The following is a 19314-nucleotide window of genomic DNA, read 5'->3' as shown; positions in this document are numbered from 1 at the left end:
TCCGGGGTTCGCGCCGGGCCACCGCCGCCGGTTCCACCGCCACCCCTCCTCCGGCCAGCACCAGCCCGAAGAGGAACTCCGGGTTGCGGGCCGGGCGCACCCGCGCCGGGTGCCAACCGTGCTGCCGGCACACCGCCAGCAGGTGGTCGTGCCAGCCGGGGGCGGTGGCGCGGGGCGCGGCCACCAGATCCAGGCCGGCCAGCGATGCCAGCGGCACCGCACGGCCGCGGGCCAGCGGCGAGGTGCGCGGCAGCAACACCCCCAGGGGTACGTCGACCGGGGCGCCGAAGCGCAGCCCGTCCGCCGCCACCGGGTGATGCACGAGCCCCACGTCCAGGGTCCGCTCGGCGAGCATCCGTACCTGCTCGGCAGTGGTCAGCTCGTGCAGCTCCACGTCCAGGCCGGGTGCCCGGTCGGTGAGCCCGTCCAACAGCGAACGCAGCGTCACAGCGGGCGTCTCCGGTGGCACCCCGGCCCGGAGTACGCCCAGCTCACCCGCGCGGATCTGCCCCATCAGGCTGCGGAGTCGGCCCTCGCCGGCGAGCAACTCCTCCGCCTCGCCGAGCAGCAGCTCACCGGCGGTGGTGAGGCGTACCTGGCGGCGGGACCTGTCGAACAGCTCGACAGTCAGCTCCCGTTCCAGGCGCTGGATCGACTGGCTCAGCGGCGGCTGGGCCATCCCGAGCAGCTCCGCGGCCCGCCCGAAGTGCAGTTCGTGTGCGACCACCACGAAGTGCCGCAGGTGCCGGAGCAGATCCACGGCCGGGACCCTACGCCAGCGCCGCCACGGCCTCGCTGGATACCGTGCTGGCGTGGACGTGGAGGAACGCATCGAGAGCATCTTCGCCGCCGTCGGGGTGACGGCCAGCCTGCACGTCGTCGACCTGGACGGCGCCGACCTGACCCTCGACGGTCCGGCGCTCGGGGGCCGGGAGGTGGGGGTGCGGGCCGACGAGCAGGTGGTGATCGCCTCCATCTTCAAGATCCTGCTGGTGCTGGAGTTCGCCCGGCAGGTCGAGGCCGGTCAGCTGGACCCGACCGAACGGGTCCTGGTCACCGCCGCCGACCGGCTCGGCGGGTGGGGTCTGGCCGGCTGCACCGACGACGCCGAGGTGTCGCTGCGCGACCTCGCGTACTTCGCCATCTCGGTCACCGACAACACGGCCGCCGACCTGCTGCTGCGCCGGGTCGGCCCGGACCTGCTGCCGATGCTCGCCGTCGAGCTGGGGCTGACCCGTACCCGCGTCCTCGGTGGTCCCCGGGAGCTGGTCGAGATGATGCTCGCCGACGTGGGCGCCCGGACCGAGGCGGAGTTCGCCCGGATCTTCCCCACGCTGCCCGCGGACCGGGTCCGGGCCATGCGGGTCTTCGACCCCGCGCACACCACGTCCAGCACCGCCCGGGAGATCACCCGGCTGCTCACGCTGATCTGGCGGGACGAGGCCGGGCCGGCGGCGGCCTGCGCGATGGTCCGTACCTGGATGGCCCAGCAGATCTTCTGGACCCGGCTCGCCGCCGGTTTCCCGCCCGGCGTCCGGGTCTCCGGAAAGACCGGCACCCTGCCCGGGTTCCACCTGGAGGCCGGGGTCGCCGAATACCCCGACGGCGGCCGGTACGCGATCGCCGTCTTCGCCCGTGCCGAAGAGTTGACCCCGCGCCGCATCGACGTGGACCTGGCGATGGGGGAGGCCGCCCGCACGGCCGTCGAGGCGCTGCGCGGCGACTGATTTTCCGCCCGTCCGAGCGCCGCCGCACCCCCGCCGAGCAGGACCGATATCTGATGCCGTATCGAAGCCGACGGTCCTTGATCTTGGACCGCGCCCCGCCGGCGCTGGTTGGCTCGTGGTCGACACAACGCCCGACCACGGGGAGTAGATCCGTATGCCCAGTCTCGACCGCCGACGCTTCCTGCGCGACGCCGCCGCCACCACCGCCCTGGTCTCCGCCGGTGGCCTCGCCGCCGGCGTCACCACCCCGGCCCAGGCCGCGCCCCCGACCGCCGCACCCACGCCCACCGCCCGCCGCAAGGGCGCGGTCAGCTTCCGCTGGTGGGGTACGGCCGGCTGGCGCGTCGACATCGGCGACCGCACCGTTCTCGTCGACCCGTTCCTCAGCCGCATCGACACCGGGCTGTTCACCGGCGCGTTCAAGGGGGAGACCCCGTTGACCGTGCGCACCGACGTGATCGATCCGCGCGTCGACCGGGCCATGACAGTGCTGGTCACGCACACCCACTGGGACCACTTCATGGACGTGCCGTACATCGCCAAGCGCACCGGCGCGCGGGTGTTCGGCACGCTGACCGCGTACCACCTGGGGTTGGCCTACGAGTTGCCGTCGACGCAGCTCAGCCCCGTGAAGGGTGGGGAGGTGCTGGACTTCGGGGACCACAGCGTCGAGGTGGTCGGCTCACTGCACAGCCGCAACCCGTCGTACTCGGTGGCCTTTCCCGGGGTGCGGGTCACCCCGCCGCCGCAGCCGGCCACGATCGCGGACCTGCCGGAGGGCGACACGCTGGGCTACCTGCTGCGGGTCGACGGCGGCCCGTCGGTCTACTTCACCGGGGCCAGCGACGTCGCCGAGCGGAACCTCACCGGCCTCGCGCCCGACGTGGCGATGGTGGCCATGCAGAACGCCACCACCACCGGCGACTACCTGCCCCGGCTGCTGGCCGGCCTCGACTACCCGAAGGTCGTGGTGCCGGTGCACTACGACAACTTCGAGACGGCGTTGCAGAACCCGCCGCCGGTCGCACCGACCGACCGCACCCGGCTGAACGAGATGATCGCGGAGATTCGCCGGATCTCGCCGCGCAGCCGGGTGCTGGTGCCCGAATACGAGACCGCGTACGACTTCTGAGCAGCACCGGGTGGGGGTCGCGGTCCCGCGACCCCCACCATGTCAGGAGGCGGCCAGCTCGGCCAGCGCCCGCACCGACTTCCAGTTGCGGGTGGTGGCCACCACGCCGAGCTTCTTCTCCAGGTACGCGTTGGTGAACTTCGACCGGCCGTAACCGCCGTCGACGTAGTGCAGGAACACCTCCCGGCCGGTCACCGTGAACGACACGTTCTCGCCACCGGGCACGGTGAGCGCGTCCACCGTGGACTTGGTCGGCGCGGTCGCGAGGAAGGCCACCAGCAGTCGTGTCGGGTCGTCCTCCCGGTCGGCGTACGGGTTGCCGCCGGCGATCGCCGCCAACTCCCGCCCACTGCGCACCAACACGGGCACTGTCAACGCCAGCTCGTCGGTGAGCGCCCGCTCGATCCCCGCGGCCAGCTTCTCCGCGTCGCGCACGGTGCTGCCGAAGGCCACGTTGCCGCTCTGCAGGTACGTCTTGACATCCTCGTGGCCGAGGTCGCTGACGATCCGGCGCAGGTCGGCCATCGCCAGCCGGGTGGTGCCGACGTTGACCCCGCGCAGCAGGGCGACGTAACGGGTCATGGCTCCTCCTCGGATGCGGGCCGACCGGCTCAGCGTAGGCCGCCCGGCCCGACCAGTCCCGTCTCGTACGCGACGATGACCAGTTGCGCCCGGTCGCGTACCGCCAGCTTGGTCAGCAGCCGACCGACGTGCGTCTTCACGGTGGCCTGGCTGAGGTTGAGGTGCGCGGCCAGCTCCGCGTTGGACAGGCCCCGGGCGATCAGCGCGAGCACCTCCCGCTCCCGATCGGTCACCCCGTCGAGCCGCCGGGGCAACGGCCTGGTCGGCTCTGGCCGCCGGGCGAACTCGTCGATCAGCCGGCGGGTCACCGTCGGCGCGAGCAACCCCTCCCCGGCGGCGACCACCCGGATCCCGGTCAGCAGGTCCGCCGGTGGGGTGTCCTTGAGCAGGAACCCGCTGGCACCGGCGCGCAGCGCCCCGTAGACGTACTCGTCGAGGTCGAACGTGGTCAGGATGATGACCCGGGTGCCGGCCGTCGCCGGGTCGGCGCAGATCCGCCGGGTCGCCTCGATGCCGTCCATCTCCGGCATCCGGACGTCCATCAGCACCACATCCGGCCGGTGCTGCCCGGCCAACGCCACGGCCTGCACGCCGGTGCCGGCCTCGCCGACGGTGGTGCAGTCCGGGCTGAGGTCGACCAGCAGCCGGAAACTGCCGCGCAGCAACGCCTGATCGTCGACGATCAACACCCGGATCACGCTGCCACCCGGTAGGGCAGGCTGGCCGTCACCGCGAAGCCACCGTCGGAGCGTGGGCCGGCGCAGAACTCCCCGCCGTGCAACGCCACCCGCTCCTGCATGCCGATCAACCCGTGCCCCTCCCCGCCGAGCAGGACCGGCCGCCGCCCGTCGTCGGTCACCTCCACCCGCACCTCGTCGGGCAGGACGGTCACAGTGGCCCGGCAGGCGGCCGGCGCGGCGTGCTTCACCACGTTCGTCACCGCCTCCTGCACGATCCGGTACACCGCGAGGCCCACCGAGTCCGGCACCGCGCCGGCCGGCTCCTCCCGCCGCACGTCGAGCTGCACGTCGACCCCGCCGATCGCAGCCTGTCGGGCGAGGAGGGGCAACTCGTCCAGTCCGGGTGTCGGCGCGTACGGGCTGTCCTCACGCAGGACGCCGAGCACGCGACGCACGTCGGTCAGGGCGGTGCGGCCAGTCTCCTCGATGACCCGCAGCGCGGCGCCCGCCTCGCGGGGGTCAGCCTCGGCGACGTGGTTGGCGACTGCCGCCTTCACCACGATGAGGCTCAGCGTGTGCGCGACCACGTCGTGCAGCTCGCGCGCCACCCGCAACCGCTCCTCGGTGGCGGCCTGACGCACCAACTGGTCGTTCTGTCGGGCGGCGAGGGCACGTCGCTCCCGGATCAGCCAGCCGATCACCCAGGCGGGCGCGATCATGACGGCGGCGTAGACGACAGCGCCGGTGCGCGACCAGAGGTCGCCCGCGGTCAGCACCAGGGCGACGCTCACCAGTGCGAGACAACCAGCGGCGCACAGCATCGACCGGCGGGTGGGCGTCGACACGGCCACCGTGTAGAAGGCCAGGCCGATGGCGAACGCCGGCGCGGCGGCCGCGAAGTTGGGTATCACCCCGGTGATCAGGGCAACGGTGGCGACGGAGCTGATCGTGGCGGCCACCGTCATCGGCCAGCGACGGCGGACCGCCAACGGCAGCCCGAGGGCCAGCCCGACCAGCACGGACACCCAGAGCGGCTCGCGTACGCCACCGTGCAACGGCGACTCCAGGGCCGCGTACGGGCAGAGCGCCCCGCCCACGGCCACCGCCAGCAGGACGTCCACTGTGTACAGGTCCACCGGCCGCAACCGTCGGGTCAACAGGAGAGCGGTCACCCGTCGAACGGTAACGACCAGCCGGGCCGGCCGCGTCCGCCTGCGGGTGGTCATCCCTGAGGACGACGTGCCGGCGCTGCCGGGCCGCCGACTCCACCCGGGGGAGGGCCGGAAAGTGCCAGCCCCGGCACGACGCGCCGCACGCCCACATTCGGGACCGTAACGGTCATGACCACACACACGGTGACCCTGACGGGGCTGCGCGCGGTGTACGGCACCGGAACCCGGCGGGTGACGGCGCTCGACGGCGTGACCACCAGCTTCGCGAGCGGCACGTTCACGGCGGTGATGGGCCCCTCGGGCTCGGGAAAGTCCACCCTGCTGCACTGCGCGGCGGGGTTGGACCGCCCGACCGAGGGAAGTGTCACGATCGACGGCACCCGCCTCGACGACCTCGGTGAGGACGAGCTGACCCGGCTGCGGCGCGACCGGATCGGCTTCGTCTTCCAGGCGTTCAACCTCGTGTCCACACTGACCGCCGCGCAGAACGTGGAGCTGCCGTCGCGCCTGGCCCGCCGCCGCCAGCCGGCCGGGGACGTGGCCGCCGCCCTCGACGCCGTCGGACTCGCCGACCGGGCCGGGCACCGGCCGAGTGAGCTGTCCGGCGGGGAGCAGCAGCGCGTCGCCGTGGCCCGAGCGTTGGTCACCCGTCCGGCGGTGGTCTTCGCCGACGAGCCGACCGGGGCGTTGGACAGCGCGTCCTCGCGGCAGGTGCTCCGGCTGTTGCGGGCGCTCGTCGACGACCACGGGCAGACAGTGGTGATGGTGACGCACGATCCCGCCGCCGCCGCGTACGCCGATCGGGTCCTCCTACTGGCCGACGGCCGCGTCGTCGACGAGCTGACCGGCGGGATCACCGCCGCCGCCGTCGCGGCCCGGATCGCCGAGCGGGAGCTCGTCGCGGAGTCGTCGTGCTGAGCGTCCGGCGCTCGGCCAGCGCGTTCGTGGCCGTCGCCATCGGGGTCATGCTGGTCACGGCGGCCACAGTGCTGCTCGCCTCCGGCCGTCCGCAGGTGCCGGACCGGCTGGCGCGGGCGGCGGTCGTGGTGCAGAGCCCCGAGGCGGGCGCGTCGGCTGACCAGTTCGTGCCGACCCGGCCCTGGTCCGCCACCGCCGCGGCGGGGTTGGTCGGCCGGTTGTCCGGTCTGCCGGACGTGGTGGCGGCGGTGCCGGACCGCACCTTCTACGCGCAGCCGCTCGTCGACGGCCGACCCTCGGCCGCCGAGACCCGGCGGGAGGACGCGTACCAGGGGCACGGTTGGTCCAGCGCCCAACTGGGTGGGCTGCGCCTCACGGCTGGCGAGCCACCCCGCAGGACCGGCGAGGTGGTCGTCGACAGCGCGCTCGGACTGCGCGCCGGCGCACCGGTCACCCTGCTGACCGCCGCCGGCCCGGAGTCGTACACGGTCACCGGTCTGGTCGACGGGCCCGGCGTCCACGTCGCCGACGAGGTCGCCGCCGCCCTTGCGCCCGGCGTCCGGGCCATCGGGCTGGTGCTCGCACCGGGGGCCGATCCCGAGCGGGTCGCCACTGCGGCTCGCGGGGTCGTCGGCGGCGACGGGCGGGTGTTGACCGGTGACGCCCGGGGTGTGCTGGAGCCGCCTGGCGACGCCCGTACCCGGTGGATCGGGATGCAGGTGCTCACCGCCACGGCGGCTCTCGCCGGCTTCGTCACGGTGTTCGTGGTCGCCTCGACCTTCGCGTTCACCGTCGCGCAGCGCCGCCGTGAGCTGGGCCTGCTGCGCGCCGTCGGCGCCACCGGACGTCAGGTCCGCCGCATGGTGGGCGCCGAGGCGCTCGCGGTCGGCGTCTCGGCGGGGCTCGTCGGCCTGCTGCTCGGCGCGGCGCTCACCCCGCTGCTGGGCCGGCTGCTCGTCGACGCCGGCTACGAACCGTCGACCTTCCGGGTCCGCTACGAACTCTGGCCGGTCGCGGTGTCGCTCGCCGCCGGGCCGGTGATCGCCCTGCTGGCGGTCTGGTCGGCGTCCCGCCGAGCCGCCCGGGTCCGCCCGTTGGAGGCGTTACGCGAGGCCGCTGTGGAACAGCGACCGATCGGGCGGCTGCGCGCCGCCACCGGGGCGCTGCTCCTCGCGGCGGGGGCCGCCCTCAGTGTCGGCACGGCGACCGCCGACGAGGCTCAGGTGGCGGCGCAGTACGCGCTCTACGCGGTGATGGCACTGGTGGCCGGTGCCACAGTGCTCGCCCCGGTGGTGGTCGGGCCGCTGGTGCGGCTACTGCGATCTCCGGTGCGTCAGCCCGGTGGCGCGATCGGGATGCTGGTCCGGGGCGGGGCGTTGACCGCGACCCGGCGGACCGCCGCCATCGCCGCTCCGGTGCTGCTCACTGTCGCATTCGCGGTGCTGGTGTCCGGAATGGTGCGCACCACCACCGCCGCGTACGCGGCGGGACGGGCGGACAACGTGAACGCCGGCTGGATCGTCGTGCCGGACCGCGCACCCGGCCTGTCCGACCGGGCCGTCGCCGCGACCGGCGGCACCGCGCTCCTGCCGACCACCGTCTACCGCACCGACCCCGCAACGTCGCCGAAGGACCGGCCGATGACCGCGCTGGGCGTGGAGCCGGAGGGCTTCGCCGCCGCGAACCGCGTACTCACCGTCGTCGCCGGCTCGCTGGACGCCCTGGAGGGCGACGACGCGGTGGTGGTCACCGCCTCGGCGAACCTGCTGCCGTCCGAGCCGTACCCGGTGGTCTTCGCCGACGGGACGTCGGTGTCGTTGCGCGTCGTCGCCGTGGTCACCGACACCTCGATTCCGGGGGACCTGCTCGTACCCCGGGCCGTGGTGCGAGCGCACGACCCGTCGGCGCTGACCTCCACGGTGTACGTCCGGGACCGGGTCGATCCGCCCGTCGGCGCGCGGATCCTCGACGTCCCGGCCTGGGCGGCCGAGGCGGACGCCGCCGAGGACCGCCTCGTCTGGCTCTTCACCCTGCTGCTGATCGGGGTGTCGGCCGGCTACGGGGCCATCGCGGTGGCCAACACGCTGCTGCTGGCCGCCGCCGGCCGCGCTGCCGACCTGCGGCTGATCCGGCTGGCAGGGGCGACCCGACGGCAGGTCATCTGGCTGGTCACCGCGGAGTCCGCCCTGGTGGTCCTGATCGGCGCGCTGCTGGGTGGGGCTGTCGCGTTCGTCGGTCTGCTCAGCATCCGTGCCGGCCTCGCCGAGCAGGTCGGTGCCCCCGTCGAGCTGGTGGTGCCGTGGTCGGTGGTCGCCGGGGTGGTGGGGCTGTGCCTGCTGCTCGCGGTGCTGTCCAGTGTGTTGCCGACGTGGCGGTTGTTGCGCCACCGTCCCGCCCGGTTACCGGCCGGCCTCGTCGGATGACCGTGCCCCCCGCCCGGGCGATGGGCCCGCTACCGTCCACTGATGCGATCCGCGCGCCCGGTCGGGCTGCTCCTCTCCGCCGCCGCCGTCGTGCTCTGGGCGTACGGCATGACCAGGTGGCAGCCGCTGACCGAACCGCTCGGCCCGTGGTCGGAGAACCTGCCGGGCAACAACGCCTACTGGGCGCGCGACCTGCGGTTCATCGCGATCATGGCGGTGCCGCTCGGGTTGGTGCTGGCCGGCCGGGGGCAGTTGCGCTGGAGTCACCCGGCGGTGGCGCTCGGTGGCTGCTGGGTCGCCGCCGACGTGGCGATCGACCGGGCCGACCCTTCCGGCATCGAGGCGACTGTGCTGCTCGCCGTCGCCGGTTGCGGCGTGCTCGGCGTGCTCGCGACGGTTCTGCTGTGGCGGGAGCGTGGCAGGCCGCTGGCCACCGATCGGAAGAGGCTGACCGGTACGGCCTGCCTGGCCGGGGTGCTGATGCTGGTGGCTGTCGGGATCGAGTCACCAACCGACCGGGAGCCGGAGCTGAACCAGGGCGCCCTGGCCACCGCGGCGCTGCTGGTGGCAGTGGCCGTCGGTGCCGCGCTGGCGGCGGCTCCGGCGCGGACCCGGGCTCGCGTCGGGCTGGCGCTCGGTCTCACCGTGGTGGCGTTGCTCGGCGTCGGGCTGGTCCGTGCCGCCGCGCCGGGCACACGACTGCTGCCGGAGGCCGCTCTCGGGGCGGTGCTGCTCACCGGGGTCACCCTGCTGGCCTGGGACTGGCCGGGCGGTCGGCCGATCTGGTGGCACCACGCCCTGGCCGCTCTCATCGCGTTGGTGGGCCCGCTGGTGTTCCTGGTGGCCATTGCTGTACCCATCATGCTCCTGCTGCCGATCGGCGCGACGTTCACCGCACTTGCCGGCAACAGCCCGATCAACGCCGCGGATTCCGACGTGCTGCTGTCCCTGTTCGGGCTGCTCTCCGGGCTTGCGATGTCCCTGCTGCTGGCTCGGCCGAGGGTCGAGGACCGTCGGCAGCTCCGCTAGCTCACTCGACGACCGGCAGCACCACCTCGTTGCGGCGCAGGAACCACGGCTTCCACGGCGGGTCGAAGCGCGCGTACCGGATGGCGCCGGTCGGTTGCAGCCCGGCCGCGGTCACCGACCGGCCGAGCATGGTGGCCCGCTGGCTGAACGCCTGCTCCGTCCACCGCCCGGAGAACCGCATCGCCGCCGCCAGCCGCGCCGGAACCGCGCGGATCCGCACCCGGGCGTCCACCGGCTCGGGCAATGTGGCGGCGGTGAAGCTGGCCGGCATGACGAACTGGATCAGGTACGCGCCCGGCCACTCACCCTCGATCTGCACCACCGGCACGGTCATGGCGATCTTCTCCGAACCGCTGGCCGCCTCCGCCGGCACGGCCGGACCGGCCGGGTGCCGGGCCCGATTGGCGCCCCCGATGTACGCGGCCAGCGGCCGGAACGCCTCGATCGGCGCCCGGGTGAACGACGCCTGGATCTGCATCTCGGCCACCAGGTGGGCGGGGTACCGACGCAGCTCGAAGCCGGGGTGTCGGGACACCACCCGGTACGGCTGCTGTTCGGTCATCGCGCGGCTCCCAGGGTCTGCTGGGACAGACGCTACCGCCCGTCCGGCTCCCGCTCGGCCGAAGTCGTCTGCTCCGACCCGGGTGCGACGGCCCGGTCGGTCAACCGCCAGTACTGCCGTTTGTCCTCGTCGCGCAGCACCACCCCGATCAGGCCCAGTTCGCGGCGTAACTCCCGGGCGTCGTCGCGGCGGTCCCGTTGGATCGCCCGGTCCCGGGCCCGCAGCAACGCGTCCGCGCCGGTCGGCAACCCGGGCAGGTCGGGCACCCACAGCCGGTACGCCGACCGGTGCGGGTCGTCGTCCGCCCAACCCCAGCCGTGCGTCCGGAACGCGGCCGCGAGTTGGGTGGCCGGCAGGTCCGTCGACTCCCGGACCAGTTCCGCGCCGTCGGCGTCGAGCAGCACCAGGTGCTTGTCGGCGAGGAAGACGACCCGGGTGTCGGCCCGTGCGACGGTCCGGTTCTCGTCGGAGCGGCGCAGCCGGACCTGCGCCGCGTCGACGGTGACGATCAGTCGTTCGGCGGTGCCGATCCCGGCGATGACCAGGCCGGCCAGGACACCCACCGCGATGGTGCCGGCGGTGGCCTGCGGTTCGGGTAGCCGGTCCAGCCACTCGACCAGGGCGCCGAACGGCACCCAGGGCAGCCGGGCGAGCCAGCCCGTCGCCGCCGCGAGGAGCCATCCGGCGCCCGCGCCGAGCAGCGGGAAGCCACCCCACAGGACGGCCAGCTCCAGCGGGCCGCCGCTGACCACGGTGCGCGGACGGTAGCCGGCCTCGTCCATGCTCAGGACACCTCGCGGCGCAGCGTCCGGACCAGTCCGGCGGCCAGCGGGAGGACCATCCAGACGAGCAGGGAGACCGCTATCCGCCCCCACTGTTCACCGGTGAGCGCGTCGCCGCCGAACAGCGGTTCCATGGTCTTGCTGGTGTCCAACCACTCGGACGGGCCGCGCAGGGGCTTGACCATCTCGCCGAGCACCCCCCACAGGGTGGGCAGCAGCAGGTAGCCGACGATCGCCAGCGGCGGGTTGAGCAGCAGCAGGCCGAAGGCGGCGCCCATCAGCACACCGGTGACCTGGAAGATCACCGCGTTCAGCACCAGTGACCCGTCGATCTGCCAGGTGCCCGCGCCACCGAGGGCTGAGGCGAGCAGCGTCCCCACGGCGGCGACGGCGAGGCTGGCCAGCACCGAGGCGAGCGCGGTCAGCGACACGGCGATCAGCTTCGCGACCACCACCCGCTCCCGGCGGGGCACCAGGGCGTACGTGGTGAGGGCGGTGCGCTGCGACCACTCACTGGTGATCGACAGGATGCCGAGCACCGGCAGCAGCACCCCGATCGGCAGCAGCGAGGGGGTGAAGAAGTTGACGAAGGTCTGTGCGGCGTCGTCGGCGTAGACCAGTTGCAGGGTGACGATCACGGCGGTGATCAGGCCGATGGTGATCAACAGCCAGCGGCCGGCCCTGGTGTCGACGAGCTTGCGCAGCTCCACGGTGCTGAGGCGGAGCAGCGACGGTCGGCGTACCGGAGTGTGGTGCCGGGGCGCGACGGCGTCGGCGGCGGGTGCGGTGGTGGTGGTCATCGGACGGCCTCCTTGGTGGATTCGCCGGCGGTCAGGGTCAGGAAGAGCTGTTCGAGGCCCCCGCCGCTGGCGGGGCGCAGCTCGGCCAGCGCGACCCCGGCATCGGCGGCGGCCTGGCCGACCGCTTCGGCGTCGGCCTGCACGAGCAGCCCTTCCGAGCTGTCGGCGGCGGTCAGGTTGGCCGCGTCCAGCGCCCGGCGCAGCGCCGCGCCGTCGCGGGCCCGGACCACGGTGCCGCCGCCGGACAGCAGTTCGTTCTTGTCGCCCTGGGCCACGATCCGGCCACCCCCGATCACCACCAGCCGGTCCGCGACCGCCTCCACCTCGCGCAGCAGGTGGGAGGAGAGCAGCACGGTGCCGCCCCGGTCGGCGAAGTCGCGCAGCAGGCCGCGCATCCAGAAGATCCCCTCCGGGTCCAGGCCGTTGGCCGGCTCGTCGAGGATCAACACCCGGGGGTCGCCGAGCAGCGCGTGCGCCAGCCCGAGCCGTTGGCGCATGCCCAGCGAGTACGCCCGTACCCGACGCTTCGCGGCCACCGCGTTCAACCCGACCAGGTCGAGCTTCGCGGCGACCTCGCGCCGGTCCAGACCCATGGTGTACGCGGACAGCGTCAACGCCTCGCGGCCGGTGCGCCCGGCGTGCTGGGCGGAGGCGTCCAGCAGCACCCCGACCTCCCGCCCCGGGTTGGGTAGTTCCTGGTACGGGTGTCCGGAGACGGTGGCGCGGCCGGCGGTGGGCGTGGTGAGCCCGCAGATCATGCGCATGGTCGTCGACTTGCCGGCGCCGTTGGGGCCGAGGAAGCCGGTGACGGTGCCCGGCTCGCACTGGAAGGACACGTCGTCCACGGCCGGGTGTGGCCCGTATCGCTTGGTGAGGTTCTCCACGGTGATCATGTCGTCGAGCCTGCCCGCGCCGCCCGGCCATCCGCTGCGGCCAGCGGTCGGTGCCGCGTCGACCTTGGTCGGTCGGCGGGAATCGACTTTGGTAGCTGGTCGTGTCGCCGGTCGGCTGCCTAGCATGACGTCGTGACCAGCCTCGCCGTCCCGGAGCACCCCTGGCTGCTGCCAGGGGAGCTGGTGGTGCCGGCCGACAGTGGGCGTACGCGTCCGCGCCGCACCACCCGCGACTGGATCGTGGACAGCCTCGCGTTCCTGGTCTCCGTGGTCTGGGTGCTGTTCGCCACCGCCGACGCCCTGTCGCCCGACCCTGCGATGGCCGCCCCGCTCCCGCACGACTGGATGACCGGCGCCGACGCCCTGATCGGGCTGGTCTGCTGCGGGCTGCTCTGGTTGCGCCGCCGATGGCCACTCGGGCTGGTGGTGGCGACGACACCGCTGACCCTGTTCTCGATGGCCGCCGCCATCCCGTTGTTGATCTTCTACTTCACGGTGGTGGTGCACCGACGGACCGCCATCGCGATCGCGGTCACCGGTGCGGGTCTCGTCACCAACCTGGTCTTCAGTTGGGCACGTCCGGACCCGAGCATGCCGTACTGGGCCACCGTGTCCTGGGGCGTGGTGCTCAGCTTCGCCGTGCTGGCCTGGGGGATGTTCGTCCGGGCCCGCCGGCAGTTGATCGTGTCGCTGCGCGAGCGGGCCGAGCGGGCCGAGGCGGAGCAGCAGCTGCGGGTCACCCAGGCCCGCCACCTCGAACGCACCCGGATCGCCCGGGAGATGCACGACGTGCTGGCTCACCGGATCTCGCTGCTCAGCCTGCACGCGGGCGCGCTGGAGTTCCGCCCGGACGCGCCGGCCGACGAGGTGGCCCGCGCCGCCGGGGTGATCCGGGGGAGCGCACACGCAGCCCTGCAGGACCTGCGGGAGGTGATCGGGGTGCTCCGGGCCGAGGACGACGGTGGCGACGCCCCGGAGCCGCCGCAGCCCACCCTCGCCGACCTGCCGGCGCTGATCGCCGAGTCGCGGTCGGCCGGGGTGCGCGTCAACGTCAGCGACAGTGTCGCCAGCCCGGGGGAGTTGCCGGCGGCGCTGGGTCGGGCCGCGTACCGGATCGTGCAGGAGGGGCTGACCAACGCCCGCAAGCACGCGGCCGGCGCGGCCGTCACCGTGGACGTGGCCGGCGGGCCGGGCGCCGGGCTGACCGTGGCGATCGGCAACCGGTGGCCGGTCGGCGCACCGGCCGGCGGCACACTGCCGGGGGCCGGCACCGGCCTGATCGGCATCAGCGAACGGGTCACCCTGGCCGGCGGTCGGCTCGCCTACGGTCGGGACGACACGGGTGACTTCCGACTGGCCGCATGGCTACCGTGGCCGGCGTGACCAACTCTGCCGGCGCGGCCGGGCCGCCGGTGCGTGTGCTGATCGTGGACGACGACGCGCTGGTCCGGGCCGGGCTCTCGATGATCCTCGGCGGTCTGCCGGACCTGATCGTGGTCGGCGAGGCGACCGACGGTGGCGAGGTCCCGGCGGCCGTCGCCGCGTACGCCCCGGACGTGGTGCTGATGGACATCCGGATGCCCCGGGTCGACGGGCTGGCCGCCACCGAGGCGCTGCGGGCCCAGCCGCACCCGCCGGAGGTGCTGGTGCTGACCACCTTCGACGCCGACGAGCAGGTGCTGCGGGCGCTCCGCGCCGGGGCGGCCGGTTTCCTACTCAAGGACACCCCACCGGCGGAGATCGTGCACGCCGTACGCCGGGTCGCGGCGGGCGAGGCGACCCTCTCCCCGACGGTGACCCGGACGTTGATCGCTCACGTGACCGGCGCCGCCCCCGGCCCGGTCGGCCCGGACCCGCGCCGGGAACGGGCGCTGCGGATGCTCACCGGGCTCAGCGAGCGGGAGCGGCAGGTGGCGGTCGCGCTGGGGCGCGGTCACACCAACGCGGAGATCGCGGGGGAGTTGTTCATGAGCGTGGCGACGGTGAAGGCGTACGTCTCCCGGCTGTTGACCCGACTGGAGCTGAACAACCGGGTCCAGGTGGCGCTGCTCGTGCACGACGCAGGCCTCGTCTGAGGGTCGGCCGCGCCGGGATCAGATGATCGCGGATCAATACGGATGAGGTGACACTCATTTTTGGTACCCGGACCAACGACCCGGAGATCGACATAGTTGGCGTCGACCGTGCGCCTGTCGCTCGGCACATCAGCTTCGTCGGATCGGTCAAGTGGCAGGAGAATCGGCCCTTCGACGCGCATGACCTGGGCCGGCTACTCCTGCACCGGAGTCGGCTCCCCGGCGCCGACGAGTCGGTGCCGGTCGTTGCCGTGTCCCGCAGCGGCACCGCCGTCGACGGCATCCGCGTCCTGTCTGCGGAGGATCTGCTTACCGCGTACCGGAATTGAACTTTCGTACGGTCCTCGCCGTACTGATGGCTGAGGATGTCGGTGCGGTGAGTCCGCCGTACCGCTGCCGAACTGCGGGAGGCCTGCCGTGCGAGTTGGTGAGCAGTCGACGGATCCCATCGACCAGGTACTGGGTGAGGTGCCAATGCCGGCACCGTTGACCCCGGAGGATGTCCGGCTCGCGGTCCGGGCGGTGGTCGTGCACACCGCCGAGGAGTGGCCGACCGGGCCGCTGTGCCGCAACGACGGTGCCTCCTACCCGTGCCGGCTGCACCGCTGGGGGCGGCGGGTGTTGGAGACACACGGGCTCAACGAGCGGCAGATCGAGGCGTTGATCCGGCACGGCAATCCGTTCGTGCACGTGCCCTTCCCGTTCACGGCGACCGGGCCGTCGCGGCAGCAGGCCGCACGGGTCGTCCCCCAGGGGGTACGGCCCACCGCCGCTGGCCGGCCGGTGACTCCCCCCGTCACCGCGCCGCGCTGGCCCCGGGCGAGCTGAGCGCGTTACCCCTCCGCCCACCCGACCCGGGGCGACACGACGTCGGCCCGGCGCGAAGATTCCCCCTCCGCGTCGGGCCGACGCCGCTCTGGGCGGGTGACTCAGTTACCGACCCCGCAGTCCGGGGCGGACCAGCTCGTCGTGTTCGAGCTGCGGTCGCTGTTGTTCTCCCGACGCGAGTCGACGTGCACGTGGTCGTCGTGGTCGGGGTAGCCGGGCCCGTAGAGCCCACTGAAGCCGTTGTTGCGGGCGTTGCGGGCGATCTGGCACAGCGAGGACGTCCGTGAGGTCACGTCGGCCGCGTTGCCGTACAGGTGTTGACTGTCGGACGCGCCACCGACCTGGTTGTTACAGGCGCGGCTGCGGAATCCACTGGACACGTAGAGCGGCTTGTCACCGAGGCCCCTGCGCAGCGCCTCCAGCTTCCACATGGTGCGCAGCGCGTTCTGCTTGGTCTGGCTCGCCGACACTGGACCGCCGCTCCACCCGCTCCCGCCGCACCCGTTGTCCAGCTCGCTGTAGCTGAAGTGCGCGGGAGTGCAGTCGTTGTCCTGGAGTTGGTACAGCTTGGCGAAGGTCTGCGGGCCGGCGATGCCGTCGGCGCGCAGCCCGTACGCCTGCTGGAACCGCTTGACCGCGGCGGCGGTCTTCGGTCCGTAGCGGCCGTCGTTCTCCACGATGTCGCGGTAGCCGGCCCATCCGGCGACCCGGATCTGCAACTGGCGGACGTCGTCGCCGGAGCGCCCTTGGGTCAGGGTGCGGTTCCAGGTGTAACAGCCGTCCGCGTGTGCCGCCGGTGCGGCGACCACCGTGGCGATTGCGGCCCCGGGCAGTGCCAGGGCGAATGCGACGGCAGCACGCTTCAAGGTGTTTACGCGCACAGAAGTCCTCCCGATAGGAGAGCGAATGGGGTGGCACCAGGACATCGACCGAGAAGTCCCGTGATTTCCACCCTGGCACTGATCCATGCCGTTGGCGGCGATTAACGAGAATCGTGCTCACAATCCGCTGTACCTGGGCATTGGCTGGGAATTAAGCTGATTTGCGAAACAGCCATTTCCTGCCGATCGGCTTTTCTGCGGCCAACCACACCGAACGTCGCGATCCGTCACACCGAGGGTGATGTTCCCGGGCCGGCGGCGGCCGGTAACGTCAGCCCCGGGCGGCGGACTGGCGGAGGTGCGGGTGGCACGCGGTGGCGTCTTCTGTGTCGAGGGTCAGTGGCACCGTGACCTCAACGAGCGGGGTTCGGTGCTGCCCACCCTGGAGCTGCTGGAGCGGCTGGGCAAGATCCGCTTCATCCACAAGGACGCGGCCACCCGTGACGAGCTGTTCTACTTCCTGGACCGCTGGCTGCTCAAGCAGTACGCCGACCACCGGGTCGGCTTCTTCGCCATGCACGGCGAGCCGAGCCGGCTCTGCCTCACCGACTGGCAGTCGGTCGAGTTGAACGAGGTGGCCGAGCTGATGGCCGGTCGCGCCGAGGGGCGGCGACTCTATTTCGGCAGCTTCTCGGTGCTGCGCGCCTCGGACGCGGTGCTGCGCGAGTTCCTGGAGGTCACCGGAGCCGCTCTGATCTGCGGTTTTACCCGAGAAGTCGACTGGGTCGAATCGGCGGCCTTCGAAACCGTGCTGCTCGACGTGCTCGCCAACGGCCAGCGACACAACGCCGCTGAGCTGCGGATGGGCTCCGCCCACTGGGCGCCGCTCGCGTCGTACCTCGGCTTTCGGGTGATCTACGCCAACGGTCGGGCCTGGCGTCCGTCCGGTCGCCCCCGGGTGCCCACCCAGGCGGTGCACCGCGCCGCGGCCCGGCCCCGCTGACCCGCCGCCGGCGTTGCGCCCGCGCCCTGGTAGGAACGGGGGATGGCACGCAGCATCGCAACGAACACCCGGGTCGACCGGGCCGGCCTGCTCGACTTCCTCCGTCCGCGGCACCGCGTCCTGCTGATGACCACCCGGGCCGACGGCCGCCCGCAGTCCTCTCCGGTCTCCGCCGGCGTCGACGGGCAGGGGCGGCTGGTCGTCTCCACCTACCCCGAGCGGGCCAAGGTGACCAACCTCCGCCGCGACCCCCGGGTCTCGGCCTGCGTGCTCAGCGACGACTGGAACGGCCCCTGGGTGCAGCTCGACGGCACCGCCGAGGTGCTCGACCTGCCCGAGGCGCTGGAGCCGCTGGTCGAGTACTTCCGCAGCATCTCCGGCGAGCACCCGGACTGGGACGACTACCGGGCGGCGATGGTGCGTCAGGGTAAGTCGCTGATCCGGGTCACCATCGACGCCTGGGGTCCGATCGCCACCGGTGGCTTCCCGGCCCACCTCGCCTAGATCGCCTGCCGCTTCGCCCGGCTGTGGCCGGCGGCGCTGCCCGGGTGCGGGGCAGGATCAGCTGAGGCCGGTGCGGAACGAGTCGGCGGTCAGTCGACCAGGGCGGCGTAGACGAGCTGGCGCAGCTGGGAGCGGAGCGGGTACGTGCTGGACGGCATCAGCTGGGTGAACAGCAGTGCGGTGATCTCCTCGGCCGGGTCGACCCAGAACGCGGTGCTGGCCACCCCGCCCCAGTAGTACTCGCCGACGCTGCTCGGCACCCGGCTGGGGATCGGGTCGTCGACCACCGCGAAGCCGAGGCCGAACCCTATCCCGTCCAGGGTCGTCTCGGCGAAGCCGCCGGTGGACAGGGTGCCCAGATCCTGACCGCCGGGCAGGTGGTTGCGGGTCATGAACCGCACCGTGCGCGGCCCGAGCAGCCGGACGCCGTCCAGTTCCCCGCCGCGCAGCAGCATCGAGGTGAAGCGGTGGTAGTCGGCGGCGCTGGAGATCAGGCCGCCGCCGCCGGAGAGCAACGCCGGCTTGCTGAACGCGAGCGAGCCGAGACTGTCGTAGCGGACCGCCCGGCCGCTGCGCGGCTCCGGTACGTAGAGCGCGGCCAGCCGGTCGGCCTCGTCGCCCTCCACCCACCAGCGGGTGTCGGTCATGCCGAGCGGGGTGAAGATCCGGTCGGCGAAGAACGCGTCGAGGCTCTGCCCCGAGATCACCTCGACGAGTCGGCCGAGCACGTCGGTGGCGACGGAGTAGCCCCACGCCGAGCCGGGCTGGAACAGCAGCGGCAGCTCGCCGAAGGCCGCGCAGGCACCGGCCAGGTCGACGTCCGCCGGCGGGTACAGGTCGTAGCCGGCGGCCCGGTAGAGCCCGTCGACCACCGAGCTCTGGATGAAGCCGTAGGTCAGGCCGGCCGTGTGGGTGAGCAGGTGCCAGACCCGGATCGGCTCGGCCGCCGGCACGGTGTACGGCTTGAGCACCGACCCCTTGGAATAGACCCGCAGGTCGGCGAACTCGGGCAGCCAGCGGCTGATCTCGTCGGTCAGCTCGAACCGGCCCTCCTCCCACAGCATCATCGCCGCGACCGAGGTGACCGGCTTGGTCATCGAGTAGATCCGCCAGAGGGTGTCCGCCTCGACCGGTGCGCCCGACTCCCGGTCGCGCAGCCCGTACGTCGAGGAGTGCGCCACCTCGCCGTGACGGGTGACCACCACCTGCCAGCCGGCCAGCCGGCCGTCGTCGACGTACCGGCCGAAGTGCTCGTCGATCCGCGCCAGCCGCGCCGGGTCGAAACCGATCTGATCCGGGTCCTTGCTCCGAGCCACACTCACGCCGCCGAACCTACTCGCCGGTACGCCGACACCGGAAGGGGGCCGAGGCCGGGGCCGGGGC

21 protein-coding genes are annotated in these 19314 nt (G+C 72.9%); 11 read left to right on the top strand and 10 right to left on the bottom strand.

Going from position 1 to position 19314, the window contains the following annotated elements; translation table 11 throughout:
* On the bottom strand, nucleotides 1-760 hold a 760-nt coding region (locus DLJ59_RS11460), incomplete at its 3' end, for a LysR substrate-binding domain-containing protein (RefSeq protein ID WP_124772483.1).
* Nucleotides 761-812: 52 nt separating this feature from the next.
* Here DLJ59_RS11460 and DLJ59_RS11455 point away from each other — a divergent pair.
* Nucleotides 813-1727, top strand: coding sequence for a serine hydrolase (locus DLJ59_RS11455; protein WP_124772482.1), 915 nt, complete (start codon nucleotides 813-815; stop codon nucleotides 1725-1727).
* Nucleotides 1728-1881: 154 nt separating this feature from the next.
* Entirely contained in the window at nucleotides 1882-2859 is a 978-nt protein-coding gene (locus tag DLJ59_RS11450) for an MBL fold metallo-hydrolase (RefSeq protein WP_124772481.1), read from the top strand.
* Between the two features lie 42 nt (nucleotides 2860-2901).
* Here DLJ59_RS11450 and DLJ59_RS11445 read toward each other — a convergent pair whose 3' ends face one another.
* Genes DLJ59_RS11445 through DLJ59_RS11435 form a run of 3 tightly spaced genes read right to left on the bottom strand, consistent with a single transcriptional unit; the run spans nucleotide 2902 to nucleotide 5293 of the window.
* Nucleotides 2902-3441 carry a DUF1697 domain-containing protein gene (locus DLJ59_RS11445; RefSeq protein WP_124772480.1) on the bottom strand — a complete coding sequence of 180 codons (540 nt, stop codon included), beginning with the start codon at nucleotides 3439-3441 and terminating at the stop codon, nucleotides 2902-2904.
* A 29-nt stretch (nucleotides 3442-3470) separates the two neighbouring features.
* A complete protein-coding gene (locus tag DLJ59_RS11440) occupies nucleotides 3471-4139 on the bottom strand; it encodes a response regulator (protein ID WP_124772479.1) in 669 nt (222 codons plus the stop codon).
* On the bottom strand, nucleotides 4136-5293 hold the full coding sequence (locus DLJ59_RS11435) for a sensor histidine kinase (protein ID WP_244235967.1): 1158 nt from the start codon (nucleotides 5291-5293) through the stop codon (nucleotides 4136-4138). The genes DLJ59_RS11440 and DLJ59_RS11435 overlap by 4 nt, the downstream gene beginning before the upstream one ends.
* 168 nt (nucleotides 5294-5461) lie before the next feature.
* Between DLJ59_RS11435 and DLJ59_RS11430 the strand changes: the two genes are divergently transcribed.
* The 3 genes from DLJ59_RS11430 to DLJ59_RS11420 are packed head-to-tail and all read left to right on the top strand — an operon-like array spanning nucleotide 5462 to nucleotide 9663.
* Nucleotides 5462-6211 (top strand): ABC transporter ATP-binding protein, encoded by a 750-nt coding sequence (locus DLJ59_RS11430; RefSeq protein ID WP_124772477.1) that lies wholly within the window; start codon nucleotides 5462-5464, stop codon nucleotides 6209-6211.
* Nucleotides 6205-8634 carry an ABC transporter permease gene (locus DLJ59_RS11425; RefSeq protein ID WP_244235966.1) on the top strand — a complete coding sequence of 810 codons (2430 nt, stop codon included), beginning with the start codon at nucleotides 6205-6207 and terminating at the stop codon, nucleotides 8632-8634. Before DLJ59_RS11430 ends, DLJ59_RS11425 begins: the two co-directional genes overlap by 7 nt.
* Nucleotides 8635-8676: 42 nt before the next feature.
* On the top strand, nucleotides 8677-9663 hold the full coding sequence (locus DLJ59_RS11420) for a hypothetical protein (protein WP_124772476.1): 987 nt from the start codon (nucleotides 8677-8679) through the stop codon (nucleotides 9661-9663).
* Between the two features lies 1 nt (nucleotide 9664).
* Here the strand turns inward: DLJ59_RS11420 and DLJ59_RS11415 are convergent, their stop codons facing one another.
* Genes DLJ59_RS11415 through DLJ59_RS11400 form a run of 4 tightly spaced genes read right to left on the bottom strand, consistent with a single transcriptional unit; the run spans nucleotide 9665 to nucleotide 12700 of the window.
* Nucleotides 9665-10225 carry an SOUL family heme-binding protein gene (locus tag DLJ59_RS11415; RefSeq protein ID WP_124772475.1) on the bottom strand — a complete coding sequence of 187 codons (561 nt, stop codon included), beginning with the start codon at nucleotides 10223-10225 and terminating at the stop codon, nucleotides 9665-9667.
* Nucleotides 10226-10257: 32 nt separating this feature from the next.
* The gene (locus tag DLJ59_RS11410) at nucleotides 10258-11007 is read right to left on the bottom strand and encodes a YqeB family protein (RefSeq protein WP_124772474.1); all 750 of its coding nucleotides are present in this window, start codon (nucleotides 11005-11007) and stop codon (nucleotides 10258-10260) included.
* A 2-nt stretch (nucleotides 11008-11009) separates the two neighbouring features.
* Nucleotides 11010-11807, bottom strand: a complete 798-nt coding sequence (locus DLJ59_RS11405; RefSeq protein WP_124772473.1) for an ABC-2 transporter permease — start codon at nucleotides 11805-11807, stop codon at nucleotides 11010-11012.
* A complete protein-coding gene (locus DLJ59_RS11400; protein ID WP_124772472.1) occupies nucleotides 11804-12700 on the bottom strand; it encodes an ABC transporter ATP-binding protein in 897 nt (298 codons plus the stop codon). Before DLJ59_RS11400 ends, DLJ59_RS11405 begins: the two co-directional genes overlap by 4 nt.
* Nucleotides 12701-12832: 132 nt before the next feature.
* On the opposite strand from DLJ59_RS11400, the gene DLJ59_RS11395 reads away from it, so the two are divergent.
* The 4 genes from DLJ59_RS11395 (at nucleotide 12833) to DLJ59_RS11380 (ending at nucleotide 15603) form a co-directional block, all read left to right on the top strand.
* Complete coding sequence (locus tag DLJ59_RS11395) at nucleotides 12833-14083, top strand: sensor histidine kinase (RefSeq protein ID WP_124772471.1); 1251 nt, start codon at nucleotides 12833-12835, stop codon at nucleotides 14081-14083.
* Nucleotides 14062-14775 carry a response regulator gene (locus DLJ59_RS11390; protein ID WP_124772470.1) on the top strand — a complete coding sequence of 238 codons (714 nt, stop codon included), beginning with the start codon at nucleotides 14062-14064 and terminating at the stop codon, nucleotides 14773-14775. The genes DLJ59_RS11395 and DLJ59_RS11390 overlap by 22 nt, the downstream gene beginning before the upstream one ends.
* 47 nt (nucleotides 14776-14822) lie before the next feature.
* A complete protein-coding gene (locus tag DLJ59_RS11385) occupies nucleotides 14823-15104 on the top strand; it encodes a hypothetical protein (protein ID WP_208648637.1) in 282 nt (93 codons plus the stop codon).
* A gap of 88 nt (nucleotides 15105-15192) precedes the next feature.
* A complete protein-coding gene (locus DLJ59_RS11380; protein WP_112582266.1) occupies nucleotides 15193-15603 on the top strand; it encodes a hypothetical protein in 411 nt (136 codons plus the stop codon).
* 101 nt (nucleotides 15604-15704) lie between these two features.
* On the opposite strand, the gene DLJ59_RS11375 is transcribed toward DLJ59_RS11380, so the two are convergent.
* Nucleotides 15705-16484 carry a D-Ala-D-Ala carboxypeptidase family metallohydrolase gene (locus tag DLJ59_RS11375; protein WP_124772468.1) on the bottom strand — a complete coding sequence of 260 codons (780 nt, stop codon included), beginning with the start codon at nucleotides 16482-16484 and terminating at the stop codon, nucleotides 15705-15707.
* A 304-nt stretch (nucleotides 16485-16788) separates the two neighbouring features.
* Between DLJ59_RS11375 and DLJ59_RS11370 the strand changes: the two genes are divergently transcribed.
* Both DLJ59_RS11370 and DLJ59_RS11365 read left to right on the top strand, forming a co-directional pair.
* Nucleotides 16789-17427: a DUF6642 family protein gene (locus tag DLJ59_RS11370; RefSeq protein ID WP_124772467.1), complete on the top strand. Its 639-nt coding sequence runs from the start codon at nucleotides 16789-16791 to the stop codon at nucleotides 17425-17427.
* A gap of 42 nt (nucleotides 17428-17469) precedes the next feature.
* A complete protein-coding gene (locus tag DLJ59_RS11365; protein WP_124772466.1) occupies nucleotides 17470-17931 on the top strand; it encodes a PPOX class F420-dependent oxidoreductase in 462 nt (153 codons plus the stop codon).
* Between the two features lie 89 nt (nucleotides 17932-18020).
* On the opposite strand, the gene DLJ59_RS11360 is transcribed toward DLJ59_RS11365, so the two are convergent.
* Entirely contained in the window at nucleotides 18021-19253 is a 1233-nt protein-coding gene (locus DLJ59_RS11360) for a serine hydrolase domain-containing protein (protein ID WP_124772465.1), read from the bottom strand.
* Nucleotides 19254-19314 lie beyond the last annotated feature (61 nt).

This window comes from Micromonospora inaquosa (assembly GCF_003857055.1).
In the GTDB taxonomy this organism is placed as follows: Bacteria; Actinomycetota; Actinomycetes; order Mycobacteriales; family Micromonosporaceae; genus Micromonospora; species Micromonospora inaquosa.
Note: the sequence above shows the minus strand (reverse complement) of the source record. Positions and strands in the feature narration are given on the sequence as shown.

What these genes read in the sequence shown, in the direction of transcription:
- DLJ59_RS11450 (WP_124772481.1), top strand. Translation starts at nt 1,882, where the DNA reads ATGCCCAGTCTCGACCGCCGACGCTTCCTGCGCGACGCCGCCGCCACC.
- DLJ59_RS11445 (WP_124772480.1), bottom strand. Translation starts at nt 3,441, where the DNA reads ATGACCCGTTACGTCGCCCTGCTGCGCGGGGTCAACGTCGGCACCACC.
- DLJ59_RS11430 (WP_124772477.1), top strand. Translation starts at nt 5,462, where the DNA reads ATGACCACACACACGGTGACCCTGACGGGGCTGCGCGCGGTGTACGGC.
- DLJ59_RS11420 (WP_124772476.1), top strand. Translation starts at nt 8,677, where the DNA reads ATGCGATCCGCGCGCCCGGTCGGGCTGCTCCTCTCCGCCGCCGCCGTC.
- DLJ59_RS11415 (WP_124772475.1), bottom strand. Translation starts at nt 10,225, where the DNA reads ATGACCGAACAGCAGCCGTACCGGGTGGTGTCCCGACACCCCGGCTTC.
- DLJ59_RS11410 (WP_124772474.1), bottom strand. Translation starts at nt 11,007, where the DNA reads ATGGACGAGGCCGGCTACCGTCCGCGCACCGTGGTCAGCGGCGGCCCG.
- DLJ59_RS11405 (WP_124772473.1), bottom strand. Translation starts at nt 11,807, where the DNA reads ATGACCACCACCACCGCACCCGCCGCCGACGCCGTCGCGCCCCGGCAC.
- DLJ59_RS11400 (WP_124772472.1), bottom strand. Translation starts at nt 12,700, where the DNA reads ATGATCACCGTGGAGAACCTCACCAAGCGATACGGGCCACACCCGGCC.
- DLJ59_RS11390 (WP_124772470.1), top strand. Translation starts at nt 14,062, where the DNA reads ATGGCTACCGTGGCCGGCGTGACCAACTCTGCCGGCGCGGCCGGGCCG.
- DLJ59_RS11365 (WP_124772466.1), top strand. Translation starts at nt 17,470, where the DNA reads ATGGCACGCAGCATCGCAACGAACACCCGGGTCGACCGGGCCGGCCTG.